Origin of the sequence: Pseudomonas lyxosi, assembly GCF_047758685.1 — a bacterium.
GTDB lineage: Bacteria > Pseudomonadota > Gammaproteobacteria > Pseudomonadales > Pseudomonadaceae > Aquipseudomonas > Aquipseudomonas lyxosi.
Map to the genome: position 1 here is coordinate 4,293,108 of NZ_CP180481.1, position 26,183 is coordinate 4,319,290.

The window sequence follows — 26,183 nt, forward strand, 5'->3', positions numbered from 1 at the left end:
TTTTTTGTTCCACTGCCGGCGCCGGCCTTTTGGGCTGGCGCCGCTATTCCTTTGTTCAAGAGACTGCGGTCAGTGCTTTTTCGTCGGGTGCAAAACTCCTTGTGGGTGTTCCCAGGATCAGTTGTGCAGCCTTTTCGGCAATCATCAGCGTAGGCGAACAGGTGTTGCCCGAGGTGATGCGCGGCATGATCGAGGCGTCAGCGATGCGCAGGCCGGGGATGCCGTGAACGCGCAGTTCGGCACCGACCACCGCGTCCGCGTCGTTGCCCATGCGGCAGGTGCCGACCGGATGGAAAATCGTTGTGCCGATACGCGCGGCGGCTTCGTGCAATTCTTCGTCGCTCTGCAAGCTGTCGCCGGGCAAGTACTCGACCGGTTTGAACGGCTGCAGGGCCGGTGCAGCTACGATGCGGCGGGTCAGGCGAATGGCATCCGCTGCCACCCGCAAATCCTCCGGATGGCTCAAGTAATTGGGCTGAATCAGCGGTGCTTCCTGCGGATCGGTGGAACGGATCTCGATGCGACCACGGCTTTGCGGGCGCAGATCACACACCGACGCCGTGAAGGCGGGGAAGGCGTGCAACGGCTCACCGAAACGCTCCAGCGACAGCGGCTGAACGTGGTACTCGAGATTCGCCGACATCTGCTCCGGTCCCGAACGGGCGAAGGCTCCAAGTTGACTCGGTGCCATGGACAGCGGACCGCTGCGGTCATACAGGTAACGCAGGCCCATGCCCATCTTGCCCCACAGGCTGCCGGCAATTTGATTCAGCGTGCGTGCGTTTTCCAGCTTGTAGATCAGGCGCAGTTGCAGGTGATCCTGCAGATTGCCACCCACGCCGGGCAGTTCATGGGCAACGCCGATTCCTAGTCGTTGCAACAGCGGGCGAGGGCCGATCCCGGAACGTTGCAGGATGCTCGGTGAGCCGACGGAACCGGCGCACAGCACGATTTCCTTGCGCGCTTTGAAGGTTTTCGCCTGACCCTGCCAGCGCGCACTGACCGCTGACGCACGGCCGTTTTCCAATAGCACGCGATCCACTTCGACGTCGGTCAGCACGGTGAGATTGGGCCGGTTACGGATCGGCTTGAGAAACGCCTTGGCCGCGTTCCAACGAATACCGGCCTTTTGGTTGACCTGGAAGTAGCCGCAGCCTTCATTGTCGCCCTGGTTGAAGTCATCGATGCTGGCGATGCCGCTTTGCTCGGCGGCGCTGCGGAAGGCATCGAGAATCGGCCACGACAGCCGCTGACGTTCGATCCGCCATTCCCCGGCGGCGCCGTGAAACTCCGAGTCGCCGGCAAAATGGTTTTCGCTCTTTTTGAACAACGGCAGCACGTCGTTCCAGCTCCAGCCGGGATTGCCCTGGGCCGCCCAGCCGTCGTAATCGCCGGCCTGGCCGCGCATGTAGATCATGCCGTTGATCGAGGAACAGCCGCCGAGCACCTTGCCACGCGGGTAACTCAGGGCGCGACCTTGCAGGCCGGGTTGCGCTTCGGTCTTGAAGCACCAGTCGGTGCGCGGGTTGCCGATGCAGAACAGGTAACCCACGGGGATGTGAATCCACGCATAGTTGTCGCGGCCGCCGGCTTCGAGCAGCAGCACGCGATTCTGCGGGTCGGCCGACAACCGATTGGCCAGCAAACAACCGGCCGGGCCGGCCCCGACCACGATGTAGTCGTATTCATCCAGGGAAGTCTGCATCCGTGACCTCTTGTTGTTGTTCTTGTTGTCGGTCATCCTAGTTGTTAGCTTTCGTCAAAAGAATGTTAGTTTTTGCGCAGCCGCTGTGCGTTTTTAAACAGCCCCACCTCAAGGACGGTTCATGTTCGACTGGAATGACCTGCGGTTTTTTCTCGAGTTGCAGCGCAGCGGGCGTCTGCTCACCGCTGCCCGTCGTTTGAACACCACCCACGCCACCGTGGCCCGGCACATCGAGGCCATCGAAAAGAGCCTCGGCACCGCGTTGTTTGTCCAACATGCCCAGGGTTATGAGCTGACCCCGGCGGGCGAAGCGTTGCTCAAACATGCCGAAGCGATGGAAAACGTCGCGTTGCTGGCGCAGGAAGAACTCACCCAGTCCACGGCGCCGCTGGGCAAGATCCGCGTCGGCGTGACCGAAGGCTTGGGCATCATGTTCCTCGCCAGCCGCATGAACGGCCTGTTCGAACGTTATCCGGGGCTGGAAGTGGAACTGGTGGCGGTGCCGCGTTTCGTCAGCATCCTCAACCGCGAGGCCGAAATCAGCATCCACCTCGAACGCCCGGCTGCCGACATGCTGGTCACGCGCAAACTGACTGACTATCGATTGGCGTTGTACGCCAGCCAGGAGTACCTGGATCGTTCGCCACCGCTGCGCAGCCGCGAAGACCTCGGTCGCCACGCCTGGATCGGCTATGTCGATGACTTGCTGTTCAGCCAGGAGTTGATGTTCCTCAACAGCTACTGCCGCAATCCGCAGGTGGTGTTTCACAGCACCAGCGTCATCGCCCAGCAACAGGCTGCGCGCTCAGGCCTGGGGATCGCCGTGCTGCCGTGTTACATGGCCAGCGCCGATCCCGGCCTGGTGCCGTTGTTGCCGGATGAGAGTATCCAGCGCAGCTATTGGATCAGCACGCGGCGCGAGCTGCACAAGTCGGTGCGGTTGCGGGTGTTGTGGGATTACGTGGTGGAGTTGTGTGAGGCGGAGCAGGGGTTGTTGCTGGGATAACAAAAATCAAGAGATCGCAGCCTTCGGCAGCTCTACAGGGATAGGTGTAGGAGCTGCCGAAGGCTGCGATCTTTTGATCTTGAGAGAGTGTCAGACTCATTTCCCAAATGCTCACTCATGCTTCAGAACGTGCCGATACTCTTTGTGGTGAAAGCCAACTTCACTGTGTTGTTGGAACCGGTCTGCCACTTTACGTCGGTCGGGTCGTTCTCTTTGCGCACGATGCACTTCCATTCCACATCTTTGCCGTCATCCGTGCCAGGGAAAAGTACCTTGCCGGTCCATGTAGAGTTGTTAGGGGCGGGTTTAGGGTCGAGCTTTACGGCCTTGGCCGGATCCCAATTCCCTAACTCTGGATGGTTGCCAAGAACATACACGCTGTAGCCCGGCACCGTGTTGCCGTTATCGCATTGAAATTCCACTTGGTCTTTCAAGGGCTGCCACGTGACACCCAGGGCATCGCGGAACACGGGCAGAATTGCCAACAGGAAAACGCCCAGCGGCAATAGGTAACGATTGCGAGACATGATGAACACCTCAATTCATTCCAGTGGGCGCAGCTTAGCCCCGGCCAAACTGAAAGTGACCTGTTAGAAATGACAGTTCTTTAGAGCGCTTCGCAATAGCCTCAATCGTTGCTTATTAACTGCGAGCTTGTTTGCGCTGGACGGCGCAGCCGTCCTGGCCTTCAATTCGTGGGATGAAGACAAGGAGCGTCCACCGACACTCCGTCGTGATAAAGGGAGCTTGCAGCATGACCGACGACACAAAAATAAAAGGCCCGGCGTCGTACTTCCCATCAATCGAGAAAAAGTACGGGCAGCCAATCAGCCACTGGCTGGATCTGCTGGGAACAGTGAGTGCAAAGAAGCACATGGAAATGGTGGCGTGGCTGAAGACTGAACACGGTATGGGGCATGGCCATGCGAATGCTTTGGTTGCGCATTATTTGGCGAGTTCACCTACCTAGAGACCTGACGCCATCGCGAGCAAGCTTTGCTCCTACAGGGGTTCGTGTTTCAAGGGAGGATTTCGAATGAGGTGCTGGCCAGGCGCTCTCCATTCACCAGCACGTGCACGGCGTGTTTGCCCACGTAGTGTTTGCGGGTGGTGAGTTCCTTGATCTGCTGGCTACGGGCAATGGTCTCGGTAGCCTTGCCGGGAAGCGTCAGCGCCTTGAGCTTGAACACCTTCGCTGACGTGCTGCCGTTGGCTTTTACGTAATCGATCGCATAGTCGATCACCAGTCGCTGACTGTTCTGGACCGTGGATTTAACGGCGAAGGACAGGGTGACTTTTTCCCCCAGACGAATCACTGCCGGTTCCACCTTCACATCGATGATCTCGACCTCAGGCTTGCCGCCTGCGCCAATGATCGCCAATGCGCGTTGGTTGCCCTGTTTGATCAGGCTGCGCAGGGCGTGTTTGGCGATCCATGCGGTGTGTTTGTTGTCCAGCGACCAGCCTTCGATCAGGTCCAGCACCCATTCGGGATGATCCTTGGTGATGTCGTTGAGGTGGTTGGCCACGGACTTGCGCACATAGAGGCTGTCGTCGGCCTTGAGGTTGTCGAGGATCGCGGCGGCCAATGTTGGGTCAGCCTGAATCTGTTCCAGTCGAAACGACCACGGCAGGCGCGGTCGGCTGCCTTCGCTGGCCAGGCGGCGGACGTGCTCGTTTTCGTCCAGGGACCACTCGTGCATGACCGCCAGTGAGCGTTCGATGTCGCTGCGCAGGAAATGGCGGATCGCGAATTCCGAGGAGCCGAAGGTGGTGAAGTATTTCAGCGCCTCCATGGATTGTTCGAAGGCATGTCCGCCGTAGGTCGCGACGTAATGCGGCAATGAGATGCTGACGAAGCCGCTGTTCAGCTGCGGAGCGAGGGCGCGCAGCACTTCAAGCGTTTCTTCATAGCCCAACGGCAGGACCGCGTGCAGGCACTCGCTGACCCGGGCCATGCGCTGCATGATCGATAACTCGGCAAGGCCGTCGTTGGCCAGTTTCAGGAAGGCCTTGGCGTTGAACTCGGGGTAGACGGCGGTCATCTCGGTGGCGATGTGCTTGAGGCGGTCGGCGTTGAAGATTTCTTTCAGGGCGGGGGAGCTTTGGTCAGCAGCCATTGTGGATTCCTTTTGATCGTTCCCACGCTCTGCGTGGGAATGCCGCCATGGACGCTCTGCGTCCGCTCTTGGGATGTGACGCAGAGCGTCACGGGATGCATTCCCACGCAGAGCGTGGGAACGATCAGTTATCAGTTACGCCTTGCCTGATTCTTCTTCCAACTGATCCGCCTCAAACAACCTCGCCAGTTCCGCCCGCGCTTCCTGCGCCGTCTGCAATACCTTCGCCGCATCGTCATAAATCGCATGCTGGGCTTCCAGCACCTGCTCGTCGTGATGTTTGAAGCGCTTGATTCGCGCATCGGCCTGGGCCTGGGTCAAACCCAGGCCGACCAGGGTGCGCCGGCTCATTTCCAGACTCGAATAATAGGTTTCCCGAATGGCCTCGGCGCCAAGGTCCACAAGCCGATGCACATGCTGACGGTTACGGGCCCGGGCGATGATTTTGATGTGCGGATAGAGTTTGTGCACCAACTCGGCGGTCTTGATGTTGGTGTCCGGGTCGTCGGTGGCGATGACAAAGTATTCCGCCTGCTCGACCTTGGCCGCACTGAGGATCTCCGGGCGCATCGGGTCGCCGTAGAACACCGGCACACCGCCGAAGCTGCGCGACAGTTCGATGGTTTCCACCGAGGTGTCGAGGGCGACGAACTTGATGTTTTGCGCGCGCAAAATCCGCGCAACGATCTGCCCCATACGGCCCATGCCGGCGATCACCACGCGCGGCGTGTCGGTATTGATCTCGCGGAATTTCTCCGGCACTACCACCGGTTGAACCTTGGGGCTGACCAGTCGTGCGCACACCAGCAACAGCAGCGGCGTCACCGCCATGGACAAGGTGATGGTCAGCACCAGCAAGTCGTACAGGCGCGGCTCGAACAGCCCCTGGTCGCGGCCGATCTTGAACACCACAAACGCGAACTCACCACCGGCCGCCAGCACGATGCCGAGGCGAATCGCACTGACCTTGCCCAAGCCACCGGCCAGCCGACCGACAATAAACAGCAGCGGCAGTTTGATTGCGATCAGCAACAGGGTCAGACCCAGCACCGTGATCGGCGCGCTCAGAAGCAGACTCAGATTGGCGCCCATACCGACACTGATGAAAAACAGCCCCAGCAGCAATCCCTTGAACGGCTCGATTTGCGCTTCCAGTTCGTGACGGTATTCGGAGTCCGCCAGCAGCAACCCGGCAAGAAACGCCCCCAGTGCCATGGACACGCCGACCAGGTCCATCAGCCACGCCGTGCCGATCACCACCAGCAACGCGGTGGCGGTGGAGACTTCCGGCAAACCGGTCTTGGCCACCACCCGGAACACTGGGCGCAGCAGATACCGCCCACCGATCACCACCACCGCGATGCTGCCCAGCACGCGCAAGCCGTGATTGAGGCCTTCGCCAGCGCTGCTGGTGTGATCGCCACCCGCCAGCAACGGCACCATGGCGATCAACGGGATAGCGGCGATGTCCTGGAACAGCAGAATCGCGAACGCCAATCGCCCGTGGGGGCTGGTCAGTTCCTTGCGCTCGGCCAGGCTTTGTAAACCGAACGCCGTGGACGACAGCGCCAGGCCCAAACCCAAAACGATCGCGCTGTTCAACGGTTGGCCGAACACGAACAACGCCAGCACACCAATCACCGAGCCCGTCAGCAGCACTTGCGCCAGGCCGACGCCGAACACCGATTTGCGCATCACCCACAAACGTCGCGGCGACAGCTCAAGGCCAATGATGAACAGCAGCAACACCACCCCGAGTTCGGAAATGTGGCTGACGCTTTGCGGATTGCCGATCAAGCCCAGCACCGACGGGCCGATGATCACGCCGGCAAACAGATAACCCAGCACCGCCCCCAGTTGCAGGCGCTTGGCCAAGGGAACGGTGAGCACTGCCGCGAACAGAAACACGACAGCGGCTTGCAACAGGTTGCCTTCATGGGGCATAGCGAAACTCCAGGGACTCGGTGTGGCGGGGGTGACAAGGATAAAGGGTGATGCTTCATGCGTCAGCCTGAACATAAAGTCTTGTTGACTGACACACCGCCATCGCGAGCAAGCTCGCTCCCACAACGGATCTCCAGTGGACACAGTTTCTCTGCACGCCACGAACAAATGTGGGAGCGAGCTGCTCGCGATGGCGGCCCTAAGGGCGACGAAAATGTAGTTATATGTTGCATTAGTTAGTTACATTTATGCGATAAGCTGATCAATCTGTCCGTCCCCGAGTGCGCACCATGGCCATCAACTTCGACCTGAACGACTTGCAAGCCTTTCGCGCCGTGGTGGAGCAGGGCAGCTTTCGCAAGGCGGCCGACGCGGTACGCATTTCGCAACCGGCGTTGAGCCGGCGCATCGAAAAACTCGAAGACGCCCTCGGTGTAAGGTTGTTCGAGCGCACCACACGCAAGGTCAGCCTGACCCAGGCCGGACGCGGTTTTATGCCGAGCGTCGAGCGTCTGCTGGACGACCTGGACGTGGCGCTATTGGGCATCAGCGAAGTCGCCTCGACCCGCCTTGGCCACGTCACCGTCGCCTGCGTGCCTTCTGCGGCTTACTACTTCATGCCGCGAGTGATCGCCCACTACCACCGGCAGTTTCCACGGATCAAGGTCAAGGTCCTCGATTCCAGCGCCCACGAAGTGCTGAGTGCGGTGGTCAACGGCGAGGCGGATTTCGGCCTGAGTTTCATGGGCACCCTGGAGGCGGAAGTGGAGTTCGAGCCGCTGGTACAGGAAGGTTATGTGGTGGCGTGCCGGCGTGATCATCCGTTGGCCGGGCGCAGTAGCGTGACGTGGGATGAGTTTTATCAGCAGGATTACATCTCGCTGGATAAGACGTCGGGCAATCGCTTTTTGCTGGATCAGGCGCTTACGGGCATCGTGCCGCAGCGGCCGAGCATCTGCGAAACCCGGCATGTGACGACGATGATTGGTTTGGTCGAAGCGGGGTTGGGCGTGGCAGCGGTGCCGTTGATGGCGATGCCGGCGGCGGATCATCCGATCCTGACACGGGTGCCGCTGACCGATCCGCAGGTGATGCGCAGTGTCGGTTTGATCAAGCGCCGGGGTCGTACCTTGACCCCGGCGGCACTGGAACTGGAACGGCTGGTGGTGGAAATGAAAGTCCAGATCAGCGACTGACCGAGTCCAGCCCGGTGGCTTTGACATCCGGTTGAGCGGCGGTGGAGGCCAGGTAATCCAGCAATGCCTTGGCTTGCGCCGGGTGTTGCGCACCGACCGGAATGCCTGCGGCGAAACGCGTGACCGACTGCACCGACTCTGGAATCTTCGCCACAAAACTCACGCCCGGCACCGGCAGCAACTCGCTGACCTGCTGGAAGCCCAGTTGATAGTCACCGGTGGCAACCACCGAGCCCACCGGGATTTTCGGGATCATCGTTGATTTGGGTTTGAGCTGGTCTTCAATGCCCAGCCGTTTGAACAACTGATCCTCAATGTACACACCACTGGCGCTGTCGGAGTAGGCCACGGACTTCGCGTCGAGCAAGGTCTTTTTCAGGCCGTCGACAGAGCTGATGTCCGGCTTCGGCGCGCCTTCGCGCACCACCAGACCGATCCGCGAGTCCGCCAGTTCGACCCGTGAGGCGGGATCGACTTTGCCTTGCTTGATCAGGTCATCGAGGGCGTAGCCGACCATGATCAGCACGTCGGCTTTTTCACCGCGAGCGAGGCGATTGGGAATCGCTTCCGGGGCCTTGCCCATCGAAGGGCCGAGGGCGGTGTCCAGTGTGTTGCCCGTGGAGGCGGCGAATTTCGGGCCGAGGATTTTATAGGCGGCGGTGAAACCGCCGGAGGTCATCACGCGGATCTCTTCGGCCTGAGCGACGGTGTTCAGACCCAGGCTGGCCAGCAAAGTCAGGGCTGCAAAATTGAATAGCTTCTTCATGGTCATGTGCTCTCAAAGGGTTCAGGACATCGCCGGTTGCAGGCGACCGGTCGAACGGCGATAGAGATACAGCGTCGCGCACAGGGCACAGAGCGCGGCAAAACTCATCCAGTAGCCGGGCGCAGCCTTGTCGCCGGTGTACTGGATCAGGAAGGTCGATATCGCCGGGGTGAAACCACCGAACACCGCCGTGGCCAGGCTATAAGCCAGGGAGAAACCGGCAACCCGAACTTCGACCGGCATGATTTCCGTCAGCGCGGCGATCATCGCGCCGTTGTACAAACCGTAAATGAACGACAACCACAGCAGCACCAACAGCATGTTGATGAAGCTCGGTGCCTGCACCAGATACGTCAGCGCCGGATACGCCGTGGCCAAGGTCAGCAGGGCCATGGCAATCAGCACCGGGCGACGGCCGATGCGGTCCGACAGTGCACCGCCAATCGGCAGCCAGAAGAAGTTCGAAACGCCCACCAGCAAAGTCACCAGCAGCGCATCAGATGTACTCAGGTGCAGCACGGTCTTGCCGAAGGTCGGTGCGTACACGGTGATCAGGTAAAACGCGGTGGTGGTCAGGGCAACCATCATCATTCCGGCGAACACGATCACCCAGTTCTGCGCCAATGTGCGGAACACATCGCCCATGCTCGGGCGGTGTTTACGGGTGGCGAACGCTTCGGTTTCCTCAAGGTTGCGGCGCAGGAAGAAAATGAACGGCACGATCATGCAGCCGACGAGAAACGGAATCCGCCAACCCCAGTCGGCAATCATCGCTGGCGCCATCCATTGGTTCAGGCCATAGCCCAACGCCGCAGCGACAATGATTGCCACTTGTTGGCTGGCCGACTGCCAACTGGTGAAGAAGCCTTTGTTGCCGGGCGTGGCGATTTCCGAGAGATACACCGAGACGCCACCCATTTCTGCGCCGGCCGAGAAGCCTTGCAGCAAGCGGCCGATTAACACGATGGCCGGTGCGAACAGCCCGATGGTTTCGTAACCGGGCACCAGCACAATCAAAATCGTGCCGCTGGCCATGATCGACAGGGTGACGATCAACCCTTTGCGCCGGCCAACATCATCGATGTAGGCGCCCAGTACCACCGCGCCCAACGGTCGCATCAGGAAGCCTGCGCCGAATACCGCGAAGGTCATCATCAGCGAGGCGAACTCGCTGCTGGCCGGGAAGAACACGGCAGCGATCTGCGTGGCGTAAAAGCCGAAAAGGAAGAAGTCGAATTGTTCGAGGAAGTTGCCCGAGGTGACCCGGAAAATCGCACTGGCCCGGGAGCGACCGGAAGTCGCGGGCCGTTGGGTTGATGCTGTCATAGACGTGTACTCCACCGCTTTTATGACGTGCACTGCCTGGACGCAGTGCACGGTTCTTATTGGGGCGGATAGTGGAGCAGCGTGATCGATATGTTAATTGCATTGTTGGCATGCATTGATGTTTGAAACGGATCAATGTAATCCGTAAGGAATGATTCGCTGCATGTGCAGTCGGAGTTCTGGTACCGCGACATCACAGGAGGATCACCCCATGAACAGCAAATCCCTCATCGCCGCCTTGGCCATTGCCGCCAGCGTTGCCGGTATCAGTCCTATTGTTCAAGCGGATGACCCACCGCAAAAAACCGTCCAGCCTGGGGTCAACAACTCCCGCCAACTGGTGATGGGTGATCGGGCCCCAGACGTTTACCAGCGCAGCGAAAAAGCCCTGACCAACTGGAAGCAGAAAGGCCTGAAAGCCCCGAAAAGCCAGGCGCAGTGGGTGCAGATCAATGACAAGTACATGATGGTGATGATTACCAACGGGACGATTGTGGATGTGACGCCTGTGGAGCGTTAAACCGCCCGCAACAATTGGCCATGGAAGGCTGATTGAAATTGCACACCGTTCCGGTAAAGCTCGGCATCGATTTTGTTGACTGGATGTCAGGAGCGACTCGTTGGAAAAGAAACCTCTTTACCGCAAGGTCAATACCCGCACTTGGGGTGTCCGACGTAATGAAGTCACGGGACATTACCGGCATCAGCGCAATACCAAGACTGAAATCCAAAACGATACACCGCGGGGCTCAATGCATGGAACTCGTCGGCACGGGTTCGACTACACGCCGTTGTTTCGGTTTCTGCTATCCCGAGTCGGTGGGCAATGGGATGAGGTTTTCAGCGAAGCGGTGGCTCGCCTCGATCGGCCTGAACCGGTGTTCTGGATGGTTGCCCTGCATGAAAGCGAAAGGCAGGAGCAGGTGCGATTAGGGGAGTCGAGCTACTTCAGTGGCTTGTATGTCGATGATCAGGGGCGTTTGCGGATCGTCAATACTGAGCTGACGGCCGAAGGCATGACGCCTTATTGTCATTGCTGCACCCACACCTTTAACGGCATTCCTTTCGGCCAGCGCAAGGACTGAACGGGTCAATCGACCCGACTATGGTTCATCGTTTGCTCGCCCAATCGATACTGATTATTCCCACTGCGCTTTGCCTCATACATCGCCAGATCCGCAATATGAATCAACCGGTCCATGCTCGGCGCATGGTCCGGGAACACCGCGACACCCAGGCTGGTGCCGATGTGGCGTTGATCATTACCGATGGTTACCGGTGGCGACAGTTCGACGAAGATTTTCTGGCAGATGCTGCGGGCTTCGTCTTGCAGGCTGTTGCCCTGAGGCAGGCCTTGAAGGATGACCACAAATTCGTCGCCACCGATCCGGGCGACGGTATCGGTTGAACGCAGGATTTTCTTCAGTCGGGTGGCGGTGGTGATCAGTACCCGGTCGCCGGCGGCATGGCCGTAATGGTCGTTGATTGCCTTGAAGCCGTTGAGGTCGACAAACACCAGCGCAACCCTCGTGGCGCTGATGCGCGCCTGTTCCAGCGCCTCGGACAGACGCTCCTCGAGCACCAGGCGATTGGGCAGACCGGTCAGCGGGTCGAAGTGAGCCAGGTGTTGCAGGTAGCTGGCGGAGGCTTTTTCCTCGGTGATATCGCGTACCACGCCCATCATCTTGATCGTTGCATCGTGGTCGTTCTTGACCACATTGCCGGTTTCCCGAAGCCAGCGGATCGTGCCGTCGGGCCAGACCACCCGGTATTCCTCGTCATGGTTGTCGCCGGTTTCCAGGCAACGCAATTCCCCGGCCCGGACCTTGGCCCGGTCGTCGGGGTGAACACATGAGCAAAACAGTGCGTAGGAGGGCGTTACTTCGTCGATCTTGAAGCCGAACATGCCGTAGATCGCGTCCGACCAGTAGAGCTTGTTGGTGTCGACATCCCAGTCCCACGTGCCGATACGGGCGAAATACTGGCTGCGCTTGAAGCGTTCGACGTCGCCGTCCTGGCGGATGTTTTGTCCGTCAGTCAGGCTGGTGATCAGCACGCGATACTCGGCCAGCTGCTTTTGCAGCGAGCGCTCACGACAGATCAACGCGACGATCAGGGCTAGCATCACTGAGCCGATGGCGGCGCTGGTCCAGTCCACAGTCATTCAGGTTTCGCCATCGTGGCGTATCAGCCGTATCGGGGGAGATGTGCCTATGTTAGTTCACACGGCGTTCGATCATCAGCCTCTATTACGAGGGGGCGCCAAACTTATAGCAGTTCACCTTTGTCCCACAGATGTACCAATTCCCCTGGCGCCTGATCTTCAGGCACCTTCATCACCATCCGGTCGTCCTGTTCGCCGCTGCGGTAGCGCACTTCGATTTGATAGAAGCGCTGATCGCCCCGACCAGCGGATGAACTCGTCATAAGCAGGCAACCCTCGAGCAACGAACAAATGCGGGTGCGTTGGTCGGCATTGCATTGGGCGAATTCGATCTCTCGGGGGCGGGTCAAGGTGTGGATCGCCGCTATGCCGCCCTGGCGGGAGACACAGACCACCGCGTTATCGTCCAGTGTTGGAAAGGTTTTCATTGTTCCTCCGGCGTCAGGTTGACGCCCACTTCAGACCAGCCGTGTCGCACAGCTTCGACTGCCTTCGCCCCAAACCCTTTCTGGGCATGCTCGACGGTCAGTTGCGCGAAAGCACTGAATGTCGCTTCGCTACTCAGGCGTTTGTCGCACAGCGCGTCGTACCAGATGCGGCCGGCTTTTTCCCAGGCAAAGCCGCCCAGCGCCATCGCGGCCAGATAAAACGCCCGATTGGGGATGCCCGAATTGATGTGCACACCGCCATTGTCCTCCTGGGTGATCACAAATTGGCGCATGTGATCCGGTTGCGGGTCCTTGCCGAGCAGAGGGTCGTCATAAGCCGTACCGGGACGGGCCATCGAGCGTAAACCGATACCTTTGATGCGCGGTGCCAGCAGGTCGGCACCGATCAACCAGTCGGCCTCTTCGGCGGTCTGGCCCAATACATGTTGTTTGATCAGTACCCCGAAAACGTCCGATATCGATTCATTCAATGCCCCGGACTGATTGACATAGAGCAGACCGGCTTCGCTTTCGATCACGCCGTGCGTCAACTCGTGGCCGATCACATCCAGAGAGCGGGTGAAGCGCTCGAAGATTTCGCCATCGCCGTCACCGAACACCATTTGCGCGCCATTCCAGAACGCGTTCTGGTAATCCAGGCCGTAATGCACGCTGCCGATCAGGGCAAAACCCTTGTTGTCGATGGAGTCCCGACCCAGCACCTTCCAGAAGAAATCATAGCTGGCACCCAATGCGTCGTAGGCCTCGTCGACCGCCGGATCACCGGTTGCCGCCTGGCCTTCAAGCCGCACAGGCATACCCGGCAGAAGCATTTTCCCTTGCGCGTCGTGAATGCTGCGCTGCGCCAGGCCGGGTTGGCCGGGCTGCGGCAGGATCGCTTTGGCGGGTGGGCGCGATGGCGGGCCGGGATTGTGCCGCAGACGGCGGACATGGATCAGCGTGGTCTGGGCGCTGGAGCGCTGACGGTCGGAACCGTGGGCGATGATTCGGTTGAGGATGTAGGGCGGGATGAAACTGTACAGCGGTGATGAGTCGGTCATCAGAGCGTCCTTTCCTGAATACGAAGTCGTTATTCATGTGAGCCGGATGACGGTCTTTCGGTTCCGTGGATTGCCTTGCGCGCCGGTTTCTGCGAAAACCTCCGCCAGCGCCCCAATCACTGGGCGACAGTGAACGAGTAGGAATCATGAACGACGAGTTGCAAATCATTGACCTTGAGCCGGGCGACGGCAAAGCCGCCGTCAAAGGCGCGCTGATTACCACCCAATACCGCGGCTGGCTGGAAGACGGGACTGAATTCGATTCTTCCTACAGCCGGGGTAAACCTTTCCAGTGCGTGATTGGCACCGGTCGGGTGATCAAGGGGTGGGATCAGGGGATTATGGGCATGCAGGTCGGCGGCAAGCGCAAGCTGTGGGTGCCTGCGCATTTGGCCTATGGCGAGCGGACGATGGGAGCGATCACGCCGAATTCGAACCTGATCTTCGAGATTGAATTGCTGGAAGTGCTGACGCGCGATGATTGATTGGCGTATGAGCTGAAATGACAAAAACCGCACTATCTGCACACAGAAAGGGCGGTTTTTTTTTTGGAGCATTGATCAAACCACCTCGCCACTATTTTTTCGCCAGCGCCTTCTATTTGGTGATTCAGGTGAATGCGTCAATGTCGTCAAGGGTATCCGTCACAACGCCTTCCAAGGAGGGAAACCTGTACTTCACGCTTTCGAGTGCTGGGAGCACCACTTTCGTATCCAGATCGCCATGCCTGCGGGCTATATGACCAAGAGCCGTGATGGCGGATGCTGCAATCGATTCGCTCTCACTTGCGAGGTACTTGAGGCAGGTGTCCTGAGCCCAGGTTCTGTCCTGCTCATTCAGGCCGATGGAAACCAATGCGGCAATAACGTTCGCTTCTTCATCGCTAGCAAGGAGCCTCGTCGCTTCCTCGTGGCTCATGGATGGATCCTGGTAGAGAAGGCTCACTTTTTTACTCCTGGAATGTTGGTGAAAACTCAGGATTGCATCTTATGGCTGTAGGACGGGTCTGAAACTCGTACTGTTGTTACAAATGCACGCGTTTCTTTCAAGATAAGTGAATTGCTGGAAGTACTGACCCGCGATGATTAACCGCTAGGACTGAAAGGTTTCCCGGTAGGCAAAAAGACCCGGTGTTCCACCAGTCATCACGAACAGCACATTGTCCCCGGAACGGAAGCGTCCTTGTCTGAGATCAGCCAACAGCCCGGCAAACGCTTTGCCGGAGTACACCGGGTCGATCAACAGGCCTTCGGCGCGAGCCATCAGGCGCACTGCTTCCTGCATGGCTGGCGTCGGCAGACCATAGCCGTCGCCCAACTGACTGCCGTCGATGGCGATCTCTTCAGCCTGCACAATGACGCTACTGCCCAACAGCGCCAGTGCGTCCTGGGTCAATTGCCGGGTTCTGGCCGCTGACGTGTCTCGATCGGACAACACCGAATAGGACTTGACGATCGAGGTGCCTCGGCCCAGCAACTGGAAGCCCGCCGCGAGCCCGGCGTGGGTGCCGGCGCTGCCGTTGGGCACCACGACCTGATTGAAGGTGAGGCCGAGTTCCGTTTCCTGTTGCGCGATCTCCGCTGCGCAGCGCGCATAACCGAGACTGCCCAGGGGCGTTGAGCCACCGGTGGGAATCACCAGCACGTTGCGCCCCGAATCCCGAAGTTGCGTGGCCCGTGTTTCGGCCTCGGCGAGTGAGTCGCTGCCCCCGGCAAGCACCTGTAGGTTTGCGCCAAACAATTGGTCGAGTAGAACGTTGCCGTTGAGTTCGTAATCCACATCGATTTTGGGTACCGCGCGGGTCAAGATCAGTTCGCAGGCAAGGCCCAGGCGCGCGCACACCGCAGCAGTCAGGCGCGCATGGTTGGACTGAATGCCGCCCACGGTGATCACCGTGTCGACTCCGGCCGCCAACGCTGCGCCGATATGGAATTCGAGTTTGCGCAGTTTGTTACCGCCACCGCCAATCAGCATATGATCGTCGCGCTTGAGAAACAGGCCGATTCCCTGCGACTTCAAGCCCAGCAGGTGTTCGAGGCGTTCGGCGTGCTGAATGGGTGTGGGGCCTTGCAGAAGGTCTGCCCGTGCAAAAGAACTCAGTGACGTGTCCAGTAGGGTTTGCATCAATGGAGCCTCGTTGTTCACTTTAATTAAGTGACTCTAGGGAGAAAGCCCTTCGTGATAAACGCATTGCCGGTTATTACTCCTTTAACCTGATGTACTTAATCAAGCGTTCCGTTTCCTCCCTTCACAAGGCATGGTCATGAGCAAACTCAGGCAAATGGAAGTTTTCGTCGCCGTGGTCGAGGCGGGCAGCTTTGCCGATGCGGCCAATGACATCGGGATGTCGGCGGTCATGGTTGGACGGCATATCCAGAGCCTGGAGAAAACCCTCAACACCAAACTGATTCAACGTACCACCCGACGCCAATCCATCACCGGGGAAGGGCGGTTGTTTTATGAGGAAGCCAAGCGGGCATTGGAGCAGGTGAAGTACGCGTTCAGCCGGGTGGAGGCGTCGAACCCGGAGCCCAGCGGCCTGTTGCGAATCACCGCACCGATGACCCTCGGCGTGGCATTGGTCGGTCCTCTGGTGTCGAAGTTCATGCAGTGTTATCCGCAGATCCAGGTCGAGCTGATTCTGAGCAACGAGGTGGTGGACCTGTACGAGACATCATTCGATCTCGCGTTCAGGATCTCCGAACTGATCGGCGTGAACCTGCTGGCCAAGCCGTTGCCACCGTATCGAATGGTGATCTGCGCATCGCCCCGGTATCTGCAAAAATGGCAGGAACCTCAGTCCCCCGAAGACCTGCACCGACACAGAATCCTCACCCACACGTCCTGGAACAACCGGTTTGCCTGGCCTTTGCAAAACGGCGCCAGCGAGGTTCCCTGGCCCGAAGGAGCGGTGCTGAAAAGCAATGACGGCCAGGTACTGCTGCAGGCGGCCGTGGCCGGAGAGGGGATTTTGATGCAGCCCGATTTCCTGGTGTCGGCTGCCTTGGCCAACGGGGAACTCGTGCGGATCCTGGACGCCTACGCGCCGCCCCCCAAGCCGGTGCAGATGGTTTATCCACGCTCGCGAAAATCACTGCCCAAGTTGAAAGCCTTTATCGATTTTGTTGCGCAGCGACTGGCGTGACCGTTGCGTGTTGACGCGGTCTTACGGCAAATCGCTAAACAGCGGAATACGCCCGTTCAGCGAAGGCCGGTAATGCCAGGTCACGCGATCCAAAGCAGGCTTTATCGTCAGGATCTCCTTCAACGTAGCGCTGGCAATGCTTAGGGCCAATGTCTGCCCCGGACATTGATGCCGCCCCGCACCAAAGGTGAAACTGCGCCGGTCTGGACGATCAAGAAGAAAGACGTCGGGCTGGTCATTGAGTTGCGGATCGCGATTGGCCGAGGCCAGCAGCACCAGAATCACGTCGCCGAGGTTCAGGCTTACCCCCTCGATTTCACAAGGCGCCGCGACAAACCGGCGGGTGTTCTGCACCGACGGATTGAAGCGCTGAACTTCAGCGATCAAGTCGTCAACGGGTGTCGATTCGCTGCGCAACGATGGGTTCCGAATCAACGCCAACAGCGCATTGCCGATCAGTCCGGCGGTGGCTTCATAGGTCTGGGAAAACAGCCCGATCAGGTTGGCGATCAATGTCTCAGAGTCGCCAACTGTTGCCGCGAAGCGCTGGCGGATCCCGGCGAGCAGGGCGCTCTGATTGCTCGGATCATCCAGCAACTCAACGAAATAGCCGCTCAATTGTTCCGCTGCAACGTGGGCTGCATCCAGTTGCGCTTGATCGCTCAGGGGCGACAGGCAGGCGACGAAGTCCCCCGTCAGTTCGCTGATAGCCCGACCCTGAGCCGGAGAGAACCCGAGCAATGCAGCCACCACGCAAACCGGCCCGCGAAACATCGCCTTGTAAAACCCATCGGCGCCCGGAGTGATCAGGCGAGCGCCGACCAGTGCATTGACTTCATCTGCATCAATCGACGCCAACCCTGGTTGAATCGCCGACTTCGGGCAACGCTGCCGTTCGCCCTCATTCATCCGCATCAACTGACCAAAGACCTTGCCGGCCATCCCGCCAACAATCGCCTTGGGCACCGGTTCGTGGGAAGGCCGGACAAGACAGTCAGGATGCGCCAGCACGGCCGCAACAGTTCGGGCACTACTCGCCACCCACACGTTCAGTCCTTGGTGAAAAACCAGCCCGCCCTCCGCGCGCAGTTGCGCGTAATAGGGATAAGGATCGGCATGAGTCGCAGCGATGATCGGGTCCATGGGTCGCAGCCTTGTTTGTGGTTGGAAAAGTGTTGCTACTATCTCCAGTTCGAAAGGGCCTTGATTCGTCCGGGAGCGAAATATGAACGTAGAACAGCACGATGTCGGCGTCTCTCAGGTGGCTGCGGCGATCGCGGAACCGGCCCGGACGAAAATCCTTTGTTCGCTGATGGACGGCCACGCCCGCACCAGCACCGAGTTGGCAGCGATTGCCGAAGTCAGCGCCTCCACCGCCAGCGCGCACCTGGCCAAACTCAAGGAATTGGCGCTGGTGCGCCTGCACGTGCAGGGCCGACATCGCTATTACAGCCTGACGGACAAGCGCGTCGCCCAGGCGCTGGAAGCGTTGATGGTGATCGGCCAGAACGCTGCGCCGACCTTCAATTCGCGTACCCCGGATCGCCTGCAATTCGCCCGCACTTGCTACGACCACATGGCCGGCACGTTGGCGGTGCTGCTGCATGACCGGATGATCGAAGCGGGGTGGCTGCTGGAAACCGATGAACAGGTCTATCAACTGAGCGACAGCGGTGAGGCGGTGTTTGAAGGGTTGGGTATCGAGGTCAAGGACTTGAGCACGCTGCGCCGCCGCTTCGCCTGCCCATGCCTGGACTGGAGCATGCGTCGGCCGCATCTGGGCGGCTCGTTGGGGGCGGCGTTGTTGCAAACGGCGATCAAGCGCAAATGGGTGACTCAGGACCTGGACAGTCGCGCGCTGGCGTTGACGGCGACGGGGCGCAAGGAACTCAGCAGCCGGTTTGTCGTTGAACTGCCGGTTCAGGTATCGACAGCACAACCCGCGTCCACCGAGACCCGGCGTCGCGCGATCGCCAGTTCTGCGCCTTAGCGACTGGCCGAGGCCATCAGCACGCCGAAGCCGGCGAAGGTCACGCCCGAGACTTTCGCCGCCAGCCAGGACCCCTTCGTGCTGGACAACCAGCCTTTGGCGGCATTGGCGAGCAAGGCATAGCTGCCATGCACCAGAATCACCAGTACTGCGTATGAGGCCACCAATTTGAAGAACTGGGTGGAGAAGTGCGCCGAGGTGTCGATGAATTGCGGGAACACCGCCAGAAAGAAAAACACAGCCTTGGGGTTCAAAAACTGGATCGAAGCCGCTTCAAGGAAGCGGTAGCCCGGGCTTGAGGGGCGCGTTTCAAGCAACGAGCTGAAACGATCCGAACGCCAGCTTTTGTAACCCAGGTACAACAAATAGGCAGCCCCAGCATATTTCAATGCGGTGAAGGCGTGCGCGGAGGTGCTGAGGATCAGGCCGACACTGGTGGCGCTGATGGCGGCGACGATAAACGCACCCGACGCGATCCCCAGAATGCCTGGCACTGCCCCCGTCCAGCCGTGGCGCACCGCGTTGGACAGGGTCAGGACCACGCCAGGCCCTGGACTCAAAATGGTCAGGGTGGCAAACAGTAGAAAGAGTCCGTAGCTGTTCATGTCTTGCTCCGTCAGGTGGCGCAGGCTGCGTGCGGGCAGATTGGCGTGGCGACGTGGGCGTGACAAACGTTTTAATTGCGCTGCATATGTGACTAAATTAGACGCATGACAAATCCACTACCGCCGCTTAATGCTGTTCGCGCCTTCGCCGTTGCTGCTCGCCATCAAAGTTTCAGCCTGGCGGCCGAAGAGCTGCATGTCAGTCACAGTGCCGTCAGCCGGCATATCAAATTGCTTGAGGAACACCTGGGCGTGCTGCTGTTCGAGCGGCGTGTCCGTCAATCGGTGCTGACGCCGGCCGGTCAGCGTTTTTATGAGCAGGTCAGTGCCGGGCTGGCGCAGATCGCCAACGCCGCCGCTGCGCTCAAGCAACATGCCTCGCTGCCGACCGTGAAGATCAATGTCCGTCCATCCTTTGCGATGCTTTGGCTAGCGCCCAGGCTGGAGGATTTCATTGCGCAGCACCCGGACATCAAACCGCAAGTGATTACCCAAACCCAGGCACCCGATCATGCGCGCGACGGGTTCGACATCGTCATTCGCCGTGGTCGTGACGACTGGGCGCCGGCGATTGAGGCGCGAGCCCTCTTCGAAGACGAACTGTTGCTGGTCGCGGCACCTTCGCTAATCCAGCGCCTGGCCCTTGAAGACCTCGCGTCCCTGAGCCGGCACACGTTACTGACTGCCAAGGCGCGTCGCGAAGATTGGCACAACTGGGCCCTGCATTTTGGCCAATCCCAGTCAGCCACTCAGGTCACCCGGCAGTTTGATCACATGCACCTGGTGCTTGAGGCCGCCGTGGATGGACAGGGCATTGCCTTGTGCCCGACCTCTTTGCTGGGCACCCACCTCTCGAGCGGTCGCCTGATTTGCCCGTTGCCCGAATTGCGGATGCCGTTGCCGCGTTATTACTACGGTGTCGCGCCGGACGTGACGGTGCAGACACGGGTGTTTGTGGAGTGGTTGTTTGCCCGCATTGCTCAGGATGGGCGGGCGTTATAAAAAGTAGCGCCTTCAGGAATGTTTTTATTGACGAAGGACATGGCCCCGATAGTAACGTTATCACCAATTGAGAGGGTGTCCGCGATGATGCAACTATTTGCTCCAACACTTACGTTATCGCCGATCTTGAGGTCATATTCAGGTAACCCCATGGTTTTTATGCCAATGGTGGTATTTTGACGGATAAAGAAATTTCGGCCGATCTGAACATAGCCAGTGATGACGATCCCAGGCAAATGGCCGATACGAAAGCCGGGCCCTATTTTGGCATCAATACTTATTTCAACCCCGTACTTTAGATTGATCTTCCTTTCCAATCGTTTCGCATAAACGCGGAACAAACCTTTTCGAGCATTTAAATACTGCGCAAGTCTAAATAAAAACAAGTATCTAAGCGTGTTGTTCTTTCTGGTTCGTTTAAGAATGTTGGTTATCAGGCCGATGTGACTTCCCGGTTTTTTCTTGTTTGAAACTTCCGATTTCCAATGCATCGTCAAAGTTTCTAAATTCACGGCGCAGCCCCTAGCCTTACGGCTCTGAAAAATGGGCTAGTTTAACAAGTGAACTATGGAATGGGTACGGCCCCTGGATAGCCATTCTTTTTGCAATAAAAAACCCACCCATCGCCAAAGCGATGGACGGGTTATGTGCCGCTTGGGATCAGGCCCCGTCAAATCAAACCTTGACGATCCAGCCCGCTGGCGCTTCGATGTCGCCGGTCTGTACGCCCGTCAGCTCTTTGTAGAGCTTCTGGGTGACCGGGCCGACTTCGGTTTCGCTGTGGAACACGTGCAGTTTGTCGTTGTAGCTGATCCCACCGATCGGGGTGATCACCGCAGCAGTACCGCAAGCACCGGCTTCCTTGAAGTCGGACAGCTTGTCGATGAACACGTCACCTTCAACCACTTCCAGGCCCAGACGCGATTTTGCCAGCTCGATCAACGACAGACGGGTGATGCCCGGCAGGACCGACGGCGAGTTCGGGGTCACGAACTTGTTGTCGTGGGTGATCCCGAAGAAGTTGGCCGAGCCGACTTCTTCGATTTTCGTGTGGGTCATCGGGTCCAGGTAGATGCAGTCGGCGAAGTGGGCTTTCTTGGCCTGGGAACCTGGCATCAGGCTGGCCGCGTAGTTACCACCGACCTTGGCTGCACCGGTGCCTTGTGGGGCGGCGCGGTCGTAGCTGGAGATCAGGAAGTTGTGCGGGGTCAGGCCGCCCTTGAAGTAGGCACCGACCGGAATGGCGAAGATCGAGAAGATGAACTCGGGGGCGGTACGCACGCCGATGTTGTCACCCACGCCGATCACGAACGGACGCAGGTACAGCGCGCCGCCGGTGCCGTAAGGCGGGATGAAACGCTCGTTGGCGCGGACCACTTCCTTGCAGGCTTCGACGAACTGCTCGGTGGACACCTGTGGCATCAGCAGGCGCGCGCAGCTGCGTTGCATGCGTGCGGCGTTCTGATCCGGGCGGAACAGGTTGATCGAACCGTCCTTGCAACGATAGGCCTTCAGGCCCTCGAAGCATTGCTGGCCATAGTGAAGGGCAGTAGAGCCTTCGCTGATGTGCAGCACATTGTCTTCGGTCAGGGTGCCTTTGTCCCACTCGCCATTACGCCAGTGCGACAGATAGCGCTTGTCTGTCTTGATGTAGTCAAAACCCAACTTGTCCCAATTGATGCTTTCGTTACCCATGACACCCTCTATCACTTAACAACCGCCGAAACGGTTCAAGGCTTCTGACGTTTTTCTGGATGGGGACAACAATACTTCATTCCGGGCCCATTTCGCAGCCGGAATTCAATCTCTGCGACCATCGATGCACCCGATGTAGCAGCTGTCGAGCACCGCGAGGCTGCGTCCGGCGGCGAAGCCGTCGCAAAACCTGCCATCGCGGTCTTTCAGACTGACCGCGTTAACCGGATTACGACGACTTCGTCGCCGGACGCTGCCTCGCGGTGCTCGTCAGCTGCTACAGGGTTATATGTCCGGTTTTAGAGGTGCAGAGCATGACCCAAAGCTCGCAACGCCGCTTCCTGCACAGCTTCGCCCAAGGTCGGATGCGCGTGGATGGTGCCAGCGATGTCTTCCAGTCGGGCGCCCATTTCCAGGCTCTGACCGAACGCGGTCGATAATTCCGACGCGCCCACACCGACTGCTTGCCAGCCGACAATCACATGATTGTCACGCCGCGCCACGACCCGCACGAAGCCGCTTTTCGATTCCAAAGTCATTGCCCGGCCATTGGCCGCAAACGGGAAGCTGGAAACGATGCAGTCCAGACCAGCCGCCTTGACGTCGTCCGGGGTCTTGCCGACCACCACCAGTTCCGGGTCGGTAAAGCACACGGCGGCGATGGCGGTGGGGTTGAACTCACGGGATTTACCGCTGATCAGCTCGGCAACCATCTCGCCCTGAGCCATGGCCCGGTGGGCCAGCATCGGTTCGCCGCTCACGTCGCCGATGGCATACACGTTGCGCATGCTGGTCTGGCAGCGGTTGTCGATCTTGATCGCCGAGCCGTTCATGTCCAGGTTCAAACCTTCGAGGTTCCAACCTTGAGTGTTCGGTTTGCGGCCGACGGCCACCAGCACCTGATCGGTTTCCAGGTTCAGGGTGTCGCCATTCGGGTCAAGCACTTGCAGTGTATTGCTAACAGAATCAAAGCCTTGGACGCTGTGCTTCAAGTAAAGCTTCATACCAAGTTTTTTCAGTTCGTCATGCACAGGCTGTGTCAGTTCGGCGTCGTAAGCCGGCAGGATGCGATCCTGAGCCTCGACCACGCTGACCTCGGCGCCGAGCTTGCGATAGGCAATCCCCAGCTCCAGACCGATGTAACCGCCACCGACCACGATCAGCCGTTTCGGCACGGACGTTGGCGCCAGAGCTTCGGTGGAGGAGATGATCGGGCCGCCAATCGGCAGCATCGGCAGGTTCACGCTTTTCGAACCGGTGGCCAGCACCAGGTGCTCGCACTGAATGCGCGTGTCGCCAACTTCTACGGTTTTACCATCAATGACTTTCGCAAATCCTTGAATAATCTGGATTTTATTCTTTTTCAGCAGTGCCGAAACGCCGGTGGTCAAGCGATCGACGATGCCGTCCTTCCACTCGACACTCTTGCTGATATCGAGCGTCGGCGCCGAAACACTGATGCCCAGCGCCGAGTGCTGGCTGTGGTGCTGCGTCTGGTGAAACTGTTCGGCGACGTGGATCAACGCCTTGGACGGAATGCATCCGATGTTCAGGCAAGTACCGCCCAACGATTCGCCTTCCACCAGAATGGTCGAGATGCCCAGCTGGCCGGCACGAATCGCCGTTACATAGCCGCCAGGGCCGCCGCCGATGATCAGCAGTGTGGTGTTCAAAGTTTGCATGCGTGCTCCTCTAAAATCAGTCCACGAACAGGGTGGCGGGTTGTTCGAGCAGGCCACGAACGGCCTGGATGAATTGCGCCGCGTCCATGCCGTCGACCACGCGGTGATCGAAGGAGCTGGAGAGGTTCATCATCTTGCGAATCACGATCTGGCCTTTGACGACCATCGGGCGTTCGACGATTTTGTTGACGCCCACGATCGCTACTTCCGGCAGGTTCAGCACCGGGGTGCTGACGATACCGCCCAAGGCGCCGAGGCTGGTCAGGGTGATGGTCGAACCGGACAATTCATCGCGGCTGGCCTTGCCAGTGCGCGCGGCGGTGGCCAGACGGGAGATCTCAGCGGCGCTGTCCCACAAGCTGCGGGTTTCGGCGTGACGGACCACTGGCACCATCAAACCGATGTCGGCTTGCGTGGCGACGCCGACATGCACCGCGCCGAGGCGGGTGATGACCTGGGCTTCGTCGTCGTAACGGGCGTTGATCTGCGGGAAGTCGCGCAGGGCGACGACCAATGCGCGGACCAGGAACGGTAGCAAGGTCAGCTTGCCGCGGGTCGCGCCGTGTTTTTCGTTCAGATGAGCGCGCAGTTCTTCCACGGCGGTGACGTCGATTTCTTCGACGTAGCTGAAGTGAGCGGCGCGCTGAGTGGCGTCCTGCATGCGCTGGGCAATCTTGCGGCGCATGCCGATGACCGGGATTTGCTCTTCGTCGTTACGCTGGGCGTAAGCGGCGGCAGCGGTGGATTGCGGCTGCTGACCCTGGGCCAGATAGGCGTCGAGGTCTTCGTGCAGCACCCGACCGGCAGGGCCGGTGCCACGTACCAGACGCAACTGGATACCGAGGTCCAGCGCATGTTTGCGTACAGCCGGTGAGGCCAGCGGACGCTCATCAGCTTCGCGAGCAACCATCGGACCTTGGCATACGGCAGCTCGCGGCGCTGCAGCGGCGACCGGTTTGCTTTCAACTACGGCTGCAACTTTCGGCGCCGCAACGGGCGCTTCTTTAACAGGTGCAGGCTGAGCCGACTCTTTAACGTTGCCCGCGCCTTCGACTTCAATGCTGATCAGGATGCTGCCAACCGCCATGACTTCGCCAGGCACACCGCCCAGCGCAATCACCTTGCCGTTCACCGGCGAAGGGATATCGACCATCGCCTTGTCAGTCATGACATCGGCGAGTACCTGATCTTCGACGACCATGTCGCCGACTTTGACGTGCCAAACCGACAATTCAACTTCTGCAATGCCTTCACCAATGTCCGGCATTTTAATAACGTGCGTGCCCATTCAGACCTCCATAACCCGATGCAAAGCCGCGCCCACTCGGGACGGACCAGGGAAATACGCCCACTCTTGTGCGTGCGGGTAGGGAGTGTCCCAACCGGTGACGCGTTCGATAGGCGCTTCCAGGTAGTGGAAGCAGTGCTCTTGCACCAGGGCGACCAGTTCGGCGCCGAAACCGCAGGTGCGGGTCGCTTCGTGAACGATCACGCAACGACCGGTTTTCTTCACCGACTTGACGATGGTGTCCAGGTCCAGCGGCCACAGGCTGCGCAGGTCGATGACTTCAGCGTCGATGCCGGTTTCTTCAGCCGCCACTTGCGACACGTAAACGGTGGTGCCGTAGGTCAGAATGGTCACGTCCTTGCCCGGACGCGCGATAGCGGCAACGTCCAGCGGCACGGTGTAATAACCGTCCGGCACTTGGGCGGCCGGGTGTTTCGACCACGGCGTTACCGGACGGTCGTGGTGACCGTCGAACGGGCCGTTGTACAGGCGTTTTGGCTCGAGGAAGATCACCGGGTCATCGTTTTCGATGGAGGCGATCAACAAGCCTTTGGCGTCGTAAGGGTTGGACGGCATGACCGTGCGCAAGCCGCAGACTTGGGTGAACATCGCCTCGATGCTCTGGCTGTGAGTCTGGCCGCCGTAGATGCCGCCGCCGCAAGGCATGCGCAGGGTCATCGGTGCGGTGAACTCGCCGGCCGAGCGATAACGCAGGCGGGCGGCTTCGGAAATGATCTGGTCCGACGCCGGGTAAACATAATCGGCGAACTGAATCTCGGCCACTGGCCGCAGACCGTAGGCGCCCATGCCGACGGCGACGCCGACGATGCCGCTTTCGGAGATCGGCGCATCGAATACCCGGGAAGTGCCGTATTTGGTCTGCAGGCCTTCGGTGCAACGGAACACGCCGCCGAAGTAGCCGACGTCCTGGCCGAACACCACGACGTTGTCGTCACGCTCAAGCATCACATCCATGGCCGAGCGCAGGGCCTGGATCATGGTCATGGTGGTCGTGGTCATGGCGGTTTCCAACTCGATTTTGTTGTTGTGATCGTTCATG

General features: G+C 59.2%; 27 protein-coding genes. 9 read left to right on the top strand and 18 right to left on the bottom strand.

The window, feature by feature from the left end:
* Positions 1–55: 55 nt before the first annotated feature.
* On the bottom strand, positions 56–1,705 hold the full coding sequence (locus ACMXYI_RS19850; RefSeq protein ID WP_415768696.1) for a GMC family oxidoreductase: 1,650 nt from the start codon (positions 1,703–1,705) through the stop codon (positions 56–58).
* Between the two features lie 121 nt (positions 1,706–1,826).
* Here ACMXYI_RS19850 and ACMXYI_RS19855 point away from each other — a divergent pair, with 121 nt between their 5' ends.
* The gene (locus ACMXYI_RS19855; protein WP_415768697.1) at positions 1,827–2,711 is read left to right on the top strand and encodes a LysR family transcriptional regulator; all 885 of its coding nucleotides are present in this window, start codon (positions 1,827–1,829) and stop codon (positions 2,709–2,711) included.
* Between the two features lie 122 nt (positions 2,712–2,833).
* On the opposite strand, the gene ACMXYI_RS19860 is transcribed toward ACMXYI_RS19855, so the two are convergent.
* Positions 2,834–3,238, bottom strand: coding sequence for a carbohydrate-binding module family 20 domain-containing protein (locus tag ACMXYI_RS19860; RefSeq protein ID WP_415768698.1), 405 nt, complete (start codon positions 3,236–3,238; stop codon positions 2,834–2,836).
* Between the two features lie 227 nt (positions 3,239–3,465).
* Between ACMXYI_RS19860 and ACMXYI_RS19865 the strand changes: the two genes are divergently transcribed.
* The gene (locus ACMXYI_RS19865; protein ID WP_415768699.1) at positions 3,466–3,681 is read left to right on the top strand and encodes a DUF4287 domain-containing protein; all 216 of its coding nucleotides are present in this window, start codon (positions 3,466–3,468) and stop codon (positions 3,679–3,681) included.
* Between the two features lie 49 nt (positions 3,682–3,730).
* Here the strand turns inward: ACMXYI_RS19865 and ACMXYI_RS19870 are convergent, their stop codons facing one another.
* A complete protein-coding gene (locus tag ACMXYI_RS19870; RefSeq protein WP_415768700.1) occupies positions 3,731–4,831 on the bottom strand; it encodes a DNA alkylation repair protein in 1,101 nt (366 codons plus the stop codon).
* Positions 4,832–4,966: 135 nt separating this feature from the next.
* Positions 4,967–6,775, bottom strand: coding sequence for a monovalent cation:proton antiporter-2 (CPA2) family protein (locus ACMXYI_RS19875; RefSeq protein ID WP_415768701.1), 1,809 nt, complete (start codon positions 6,773–6,775; stop codon positions 4,967–4,969).
* Positions 6,776–7,065: 290 nt separating this feature from the next.
* Here ACMXYI_RS19875 and ACMXYI_RS19880 point away from each other — a divergent pair, with 290 nt between their 5' ends.
* Positions 7,066–7,971, top strand: coding sequence for a LysR family transcriptional regulator (locus ACMXYI_RS19880; protein ID WP_415768702.1), 906 nt, complete (start codon positions 7,066–7,068; stop codon positions 7,969–7,971).
* Here the strand turns inward: ACMXYI_RS19880 and ACMXYI_RS19885 are convergent.
* Both ACMXYI_RS19885 and ACMXYI_RS19890 read right to left on the bottom strand, forming a co-directional pair.
* Entirely contained in the window at positions 7,961–8,737 is a 777-nt protein-coding gene (locus ACMXYI_RS19885; protein WP_415768703.1) for a substrate-binding domain-containing protein, read from the bottom strand. The two genes, ACMXYI_RS19880 and ACMXYI_RS19885, sit on opposite strands and share 11 nt — an antisense overlap.
* A 21-nt stretch (positions 8,738–8,758) precedes the next feature.
* Positions 8,759–10,063, bottom strand: a complete 1,305-nt coding sequence (locus ACMXYI_RS19890) for an MFS transporter (RefSeq protein WP_415768704.1) — start codon at positions 10,061–10,063, stop codon at positions 8,759–8,761.
* A gap of 211 nt (positions 10,064–10,274) precedes the next feature.
* Here ACMXYI_RS19890 and ACMXYI_RS19895 point away from each other — a divergent pair, with 211 nt between their 5' ends.
* Positions 10,275–10,583 carry an RcnB family protein gene (locus ACMXYI_RS19895; RefSeq protein ID WP_415768705.1) on the top strand — a complete coding sequence of 103 codons (309 nt, stop codon included), beginning with the start codon at positions 10,275–10,277 and terminating at the stop codon, positions 10,581–10,583.
* Between the two features lie 100 nt (positions 10,584–10,683).
* A complete protein-coding gene (locus tag ACMXYI_RS19900; RefSeq protein WP_415768706.1) occupies positions 10,684–11,148 on the top strand; it encodes a hypothetical protein in 465 nt (154 codons plus the stop codon).
* Positions 11,149–11,153: 5 nt separating this feature from the next.
* Here ACMXYI_RS19900 and ACMXYI_RS19905 read toward each other — a convergent pair whose 3' ends face one another.
* The 3 genes from ACMXYI_RS19905 to ACMXYI_RS19915 all read right to left on the bottom strand — a co-directional run bounded on the left by ACMXYI_RS19905 (position 11,154) and on the right by ACMXYI_RS19915 (position 13,716).
* Positions 11,154–12,227, bottom strand: a complete 1,074-nt coding sequence (locus tag ACMXYI_RS19905; RefSeq protein ID WP_415768707.1) for a diguanylate cyclase domain-containing protein — start codon at positions 12,225–12,227, stop codon at positions 11,154–11,156.
* Between the two features lie 104 nt (positions 12,228–12,331).
* On the bottom strand, positions 12,332–12,655 hold the full coding sequence (locus ACMXYI_RS19910) for a protealysin inhibitor emfourin (protein ID WP_415768708.1): 324 nt from the start codon (positions 12,653–12,655) through the stop codon (positions 12,332–12,334).
* On the bottom strand, positions 12,652–13,716 hold the full coding sequence (locus tag ACMXYI_RS19915; RefSeq protein ID WP_415768709.1) for a M4 family metallopeptidase: 1,065 nt from the start codon (positions 13,714–13,716) through the stop codon (positions 12,652–12,654). The genes ACMXYI_RS19910 and ACMXYI_RS19915 overlap by 4 nt, the downstream gene beginning before the upstream one ends.
* A 146-nt stretch (positions 13,717–13,862) precedes the next feature.
* Here ACMXYI_RS19915 and ACMXYI_RS19920 point away from each other — a divergent pair, with 146 nt between their 5' ends.
* Positions 13,863–14,201 carry an FKBP-type peptidyl-prolyl cis-trans isomerase gene (locus ACMXYI_RS19920; RefSeq protein ID WP_415768710.1) on the top strand — a complete coding sequence of 113 codons (339 nt, stop codon included), beginning with the start codon at positions 13,863–13,865 and terminating at the stop codon, positions 14,199–14,201.
* A 124-nt stretch (positions 14,202–14,325) separates the two neighbouring features.
* Here ACMXYI_RS19920 and ACMXYI_RS19925 read toward each other — a convergent pair whose 3' ends face one another.
* Both ACMXYI_RS19925 and ACMXYI_RS19930 read right to left on the bottom strand, forming a co-directional pair.
* Positions 14,326–14,661: a hypothetical protein gene (locus tag ACMXYI_RS19925; RefSeq protein ID WP_415768711.1), complete on the bottom strand. Its 336-nt coding sequence runs from the start codon at positions 14,659–14,661 to the stop codon at positions 14,326–14,328.
* 147 nt (positions 14,662–14,808) lie between these two features.
* A complete protein-coding gene (locus tag ACMXYI_RS19930) occupies positions 14,809–15,840 on the bottom strand; it encodes a D-cysteine desulfhydrase family protein (protein ID WP_415768712.1) in 1,032 nt (343 codons plus the stop codon).
* Between the two features lie 139 nt (positions 15,841–15,979).
* Here ACMXYI_RS19930 and ACMXYI_RS19935 point away from each other — a divergent pair, with 139 nt between their 5' ends.
* Positions 15,980–16,861, top strand: a complete 882-nt coding sequence (locus tag ACMXYI_RS19935) for a LysR substrate-binding domain-containing protein (protein WP_415768713.1) — start codon at positions 15,980–15,982, stop codon at positions 16,859–16,861.
* A 21-nt stretch (positions 16,862–16,882) separates the two neighbouring features.
* Here ACMXYI_RS19935 and ACMXYI_RS19940 read toward each other — a convergent pair whose 3' ends face one another.
* Entirely contained in the window at positions 16,883–18,004 is a 1,122-nt protein-coding gene (locus tag ACMXYI_RS19940) for a cytochrome P450 (RefSeq protein ID WP_415768714.1), read from the bottom strand.
* Positions 18,005–18,086: 82 nt separating this feature from the next.
* Here ACMXYI_RS19940 and ACMXYI_RS19945 point away from each other — a divergent pair, with 82 nt between their 5' ends.
* On the top strand, positions 18,087–18,851 hold the full coding sequence (locus ACMXYI_RS19945; RefSeq protein WP_415768715.1) for an ArsR/SmtB family transcription factor: 765 nt from the start codon (positions 18,087–18,089) through the stop codon (positions 18,849–18,851).
* On the opposite strand, the gene ACMXYI_RS19950 is transcribed toward ACMXYI_RS19945, so the two are convergent.
* Positions 18,848–19,456 carry a LysE family translocator gene (locus tag ACMXYI_RS19950; RefSeq protein WP_415768716.1) on the bottom strand — a complete coding sequence of 203 codons (609 nt, stop codon included), beginning with the start codon at positions 19,454–19,456 and terminating at the stop codon, positions 18,848–18,850. The genes ACMXYI_RS19945 and ACMXYI_RS19950 overlap by 4 nt on opposite strands.
* A 105-nt stretch (positions 19,457–19,561) precedes the next feature.
* On the opposite strand from ACMXYI_RS19950, the gene ACMXYI_RS19955 reads away from it, so the two are divergent.
* Positions 19,562–20,458: a LysR substrate-binding domain-containing protein gene (locus ACMXYI_RS19955; RefSeq protein WP_415768717.1), complete on the top strand. Its 897-nt coding sequence runs from the start codon at positions 19,562–19,564 to the stop codon at positions 20,456–20,458.
* Here the strand turns inward: ACMXYI_RS19955 and ACMXYI_RS19960 are convergent.
* The 5 genes from ACMXYI_RS19960 to ACMXYI_RS19980 all read right to left on the bottom strand — a co-directional run bounded on the left by ACMXYI_RS19960 (position 20,437) and on the right by ACMXYI_RS19980 (position 26,182).
* Positions 20,437–20,970 (bottom strand): serine acetyltransferase, encoded by a 534-nt coding sequence (locus tag ACMXYI_RS19960; RefSeq protein WP_415768718.1) that lies wholly within the window; start codon positions 20,968–20,970, stop codon positions 20,437–20,439. The genes ACMXYI_RS19955 and ACMXYI_RS19960 overlap by 22 nt on opposite strands.
* 163 nt (positions 20,971–21,133) lie before the next feature.
* Positions 21,134–22,153, bottom strand: coding sequence for a branched-chain amino acid aminotransferase (locus ACMXYI_RS19965; RefSeq protein WP_076031364.1), 1,020 nt, complete (start codon positions 22,151–22,153; stop codon positions 21,134–21,136).
* Positions 22,154–22,452: 299 nt separating this feature from the next.
* Positions 22,453–23,835, bottom strand: coding sequence for a dihydrolipoyl dehydrogenase (gene lpdA / locus ACMXYI_RS19970; protein ID WP_415768719.1), 1,383 nt, complete (start codon positions 23,833–23,835; stop codon positions 22,453–22,455).
* A 16-nt stretch (positions 23,836–23,851) separates the two neighbouring features.
* Positions 23,852–25,123, bottom strand: a complete 1,272-nt coding sequence (locus tag ACMXYI_RS19975; protein ID WP_415768720.1) for a dihydrolipoamide acetyltransferase family protein — start codon at positions 25,121–25,123, stop codon at positions 23,852–23,854.
* On the bottom strand, positions 25,124–26,182 hold the full coding sequence (locus tag ACMXYI_RS19980; protein WP_007948485.1) for an alpha-ketoacid dehydrogenase subunit beta: 1,059 nt from the start codon (positions 26,180–26,182) through the stop codon (positions 25,124–25,126).
* Position 26,183: the final 1 nt, after the last annotated feature.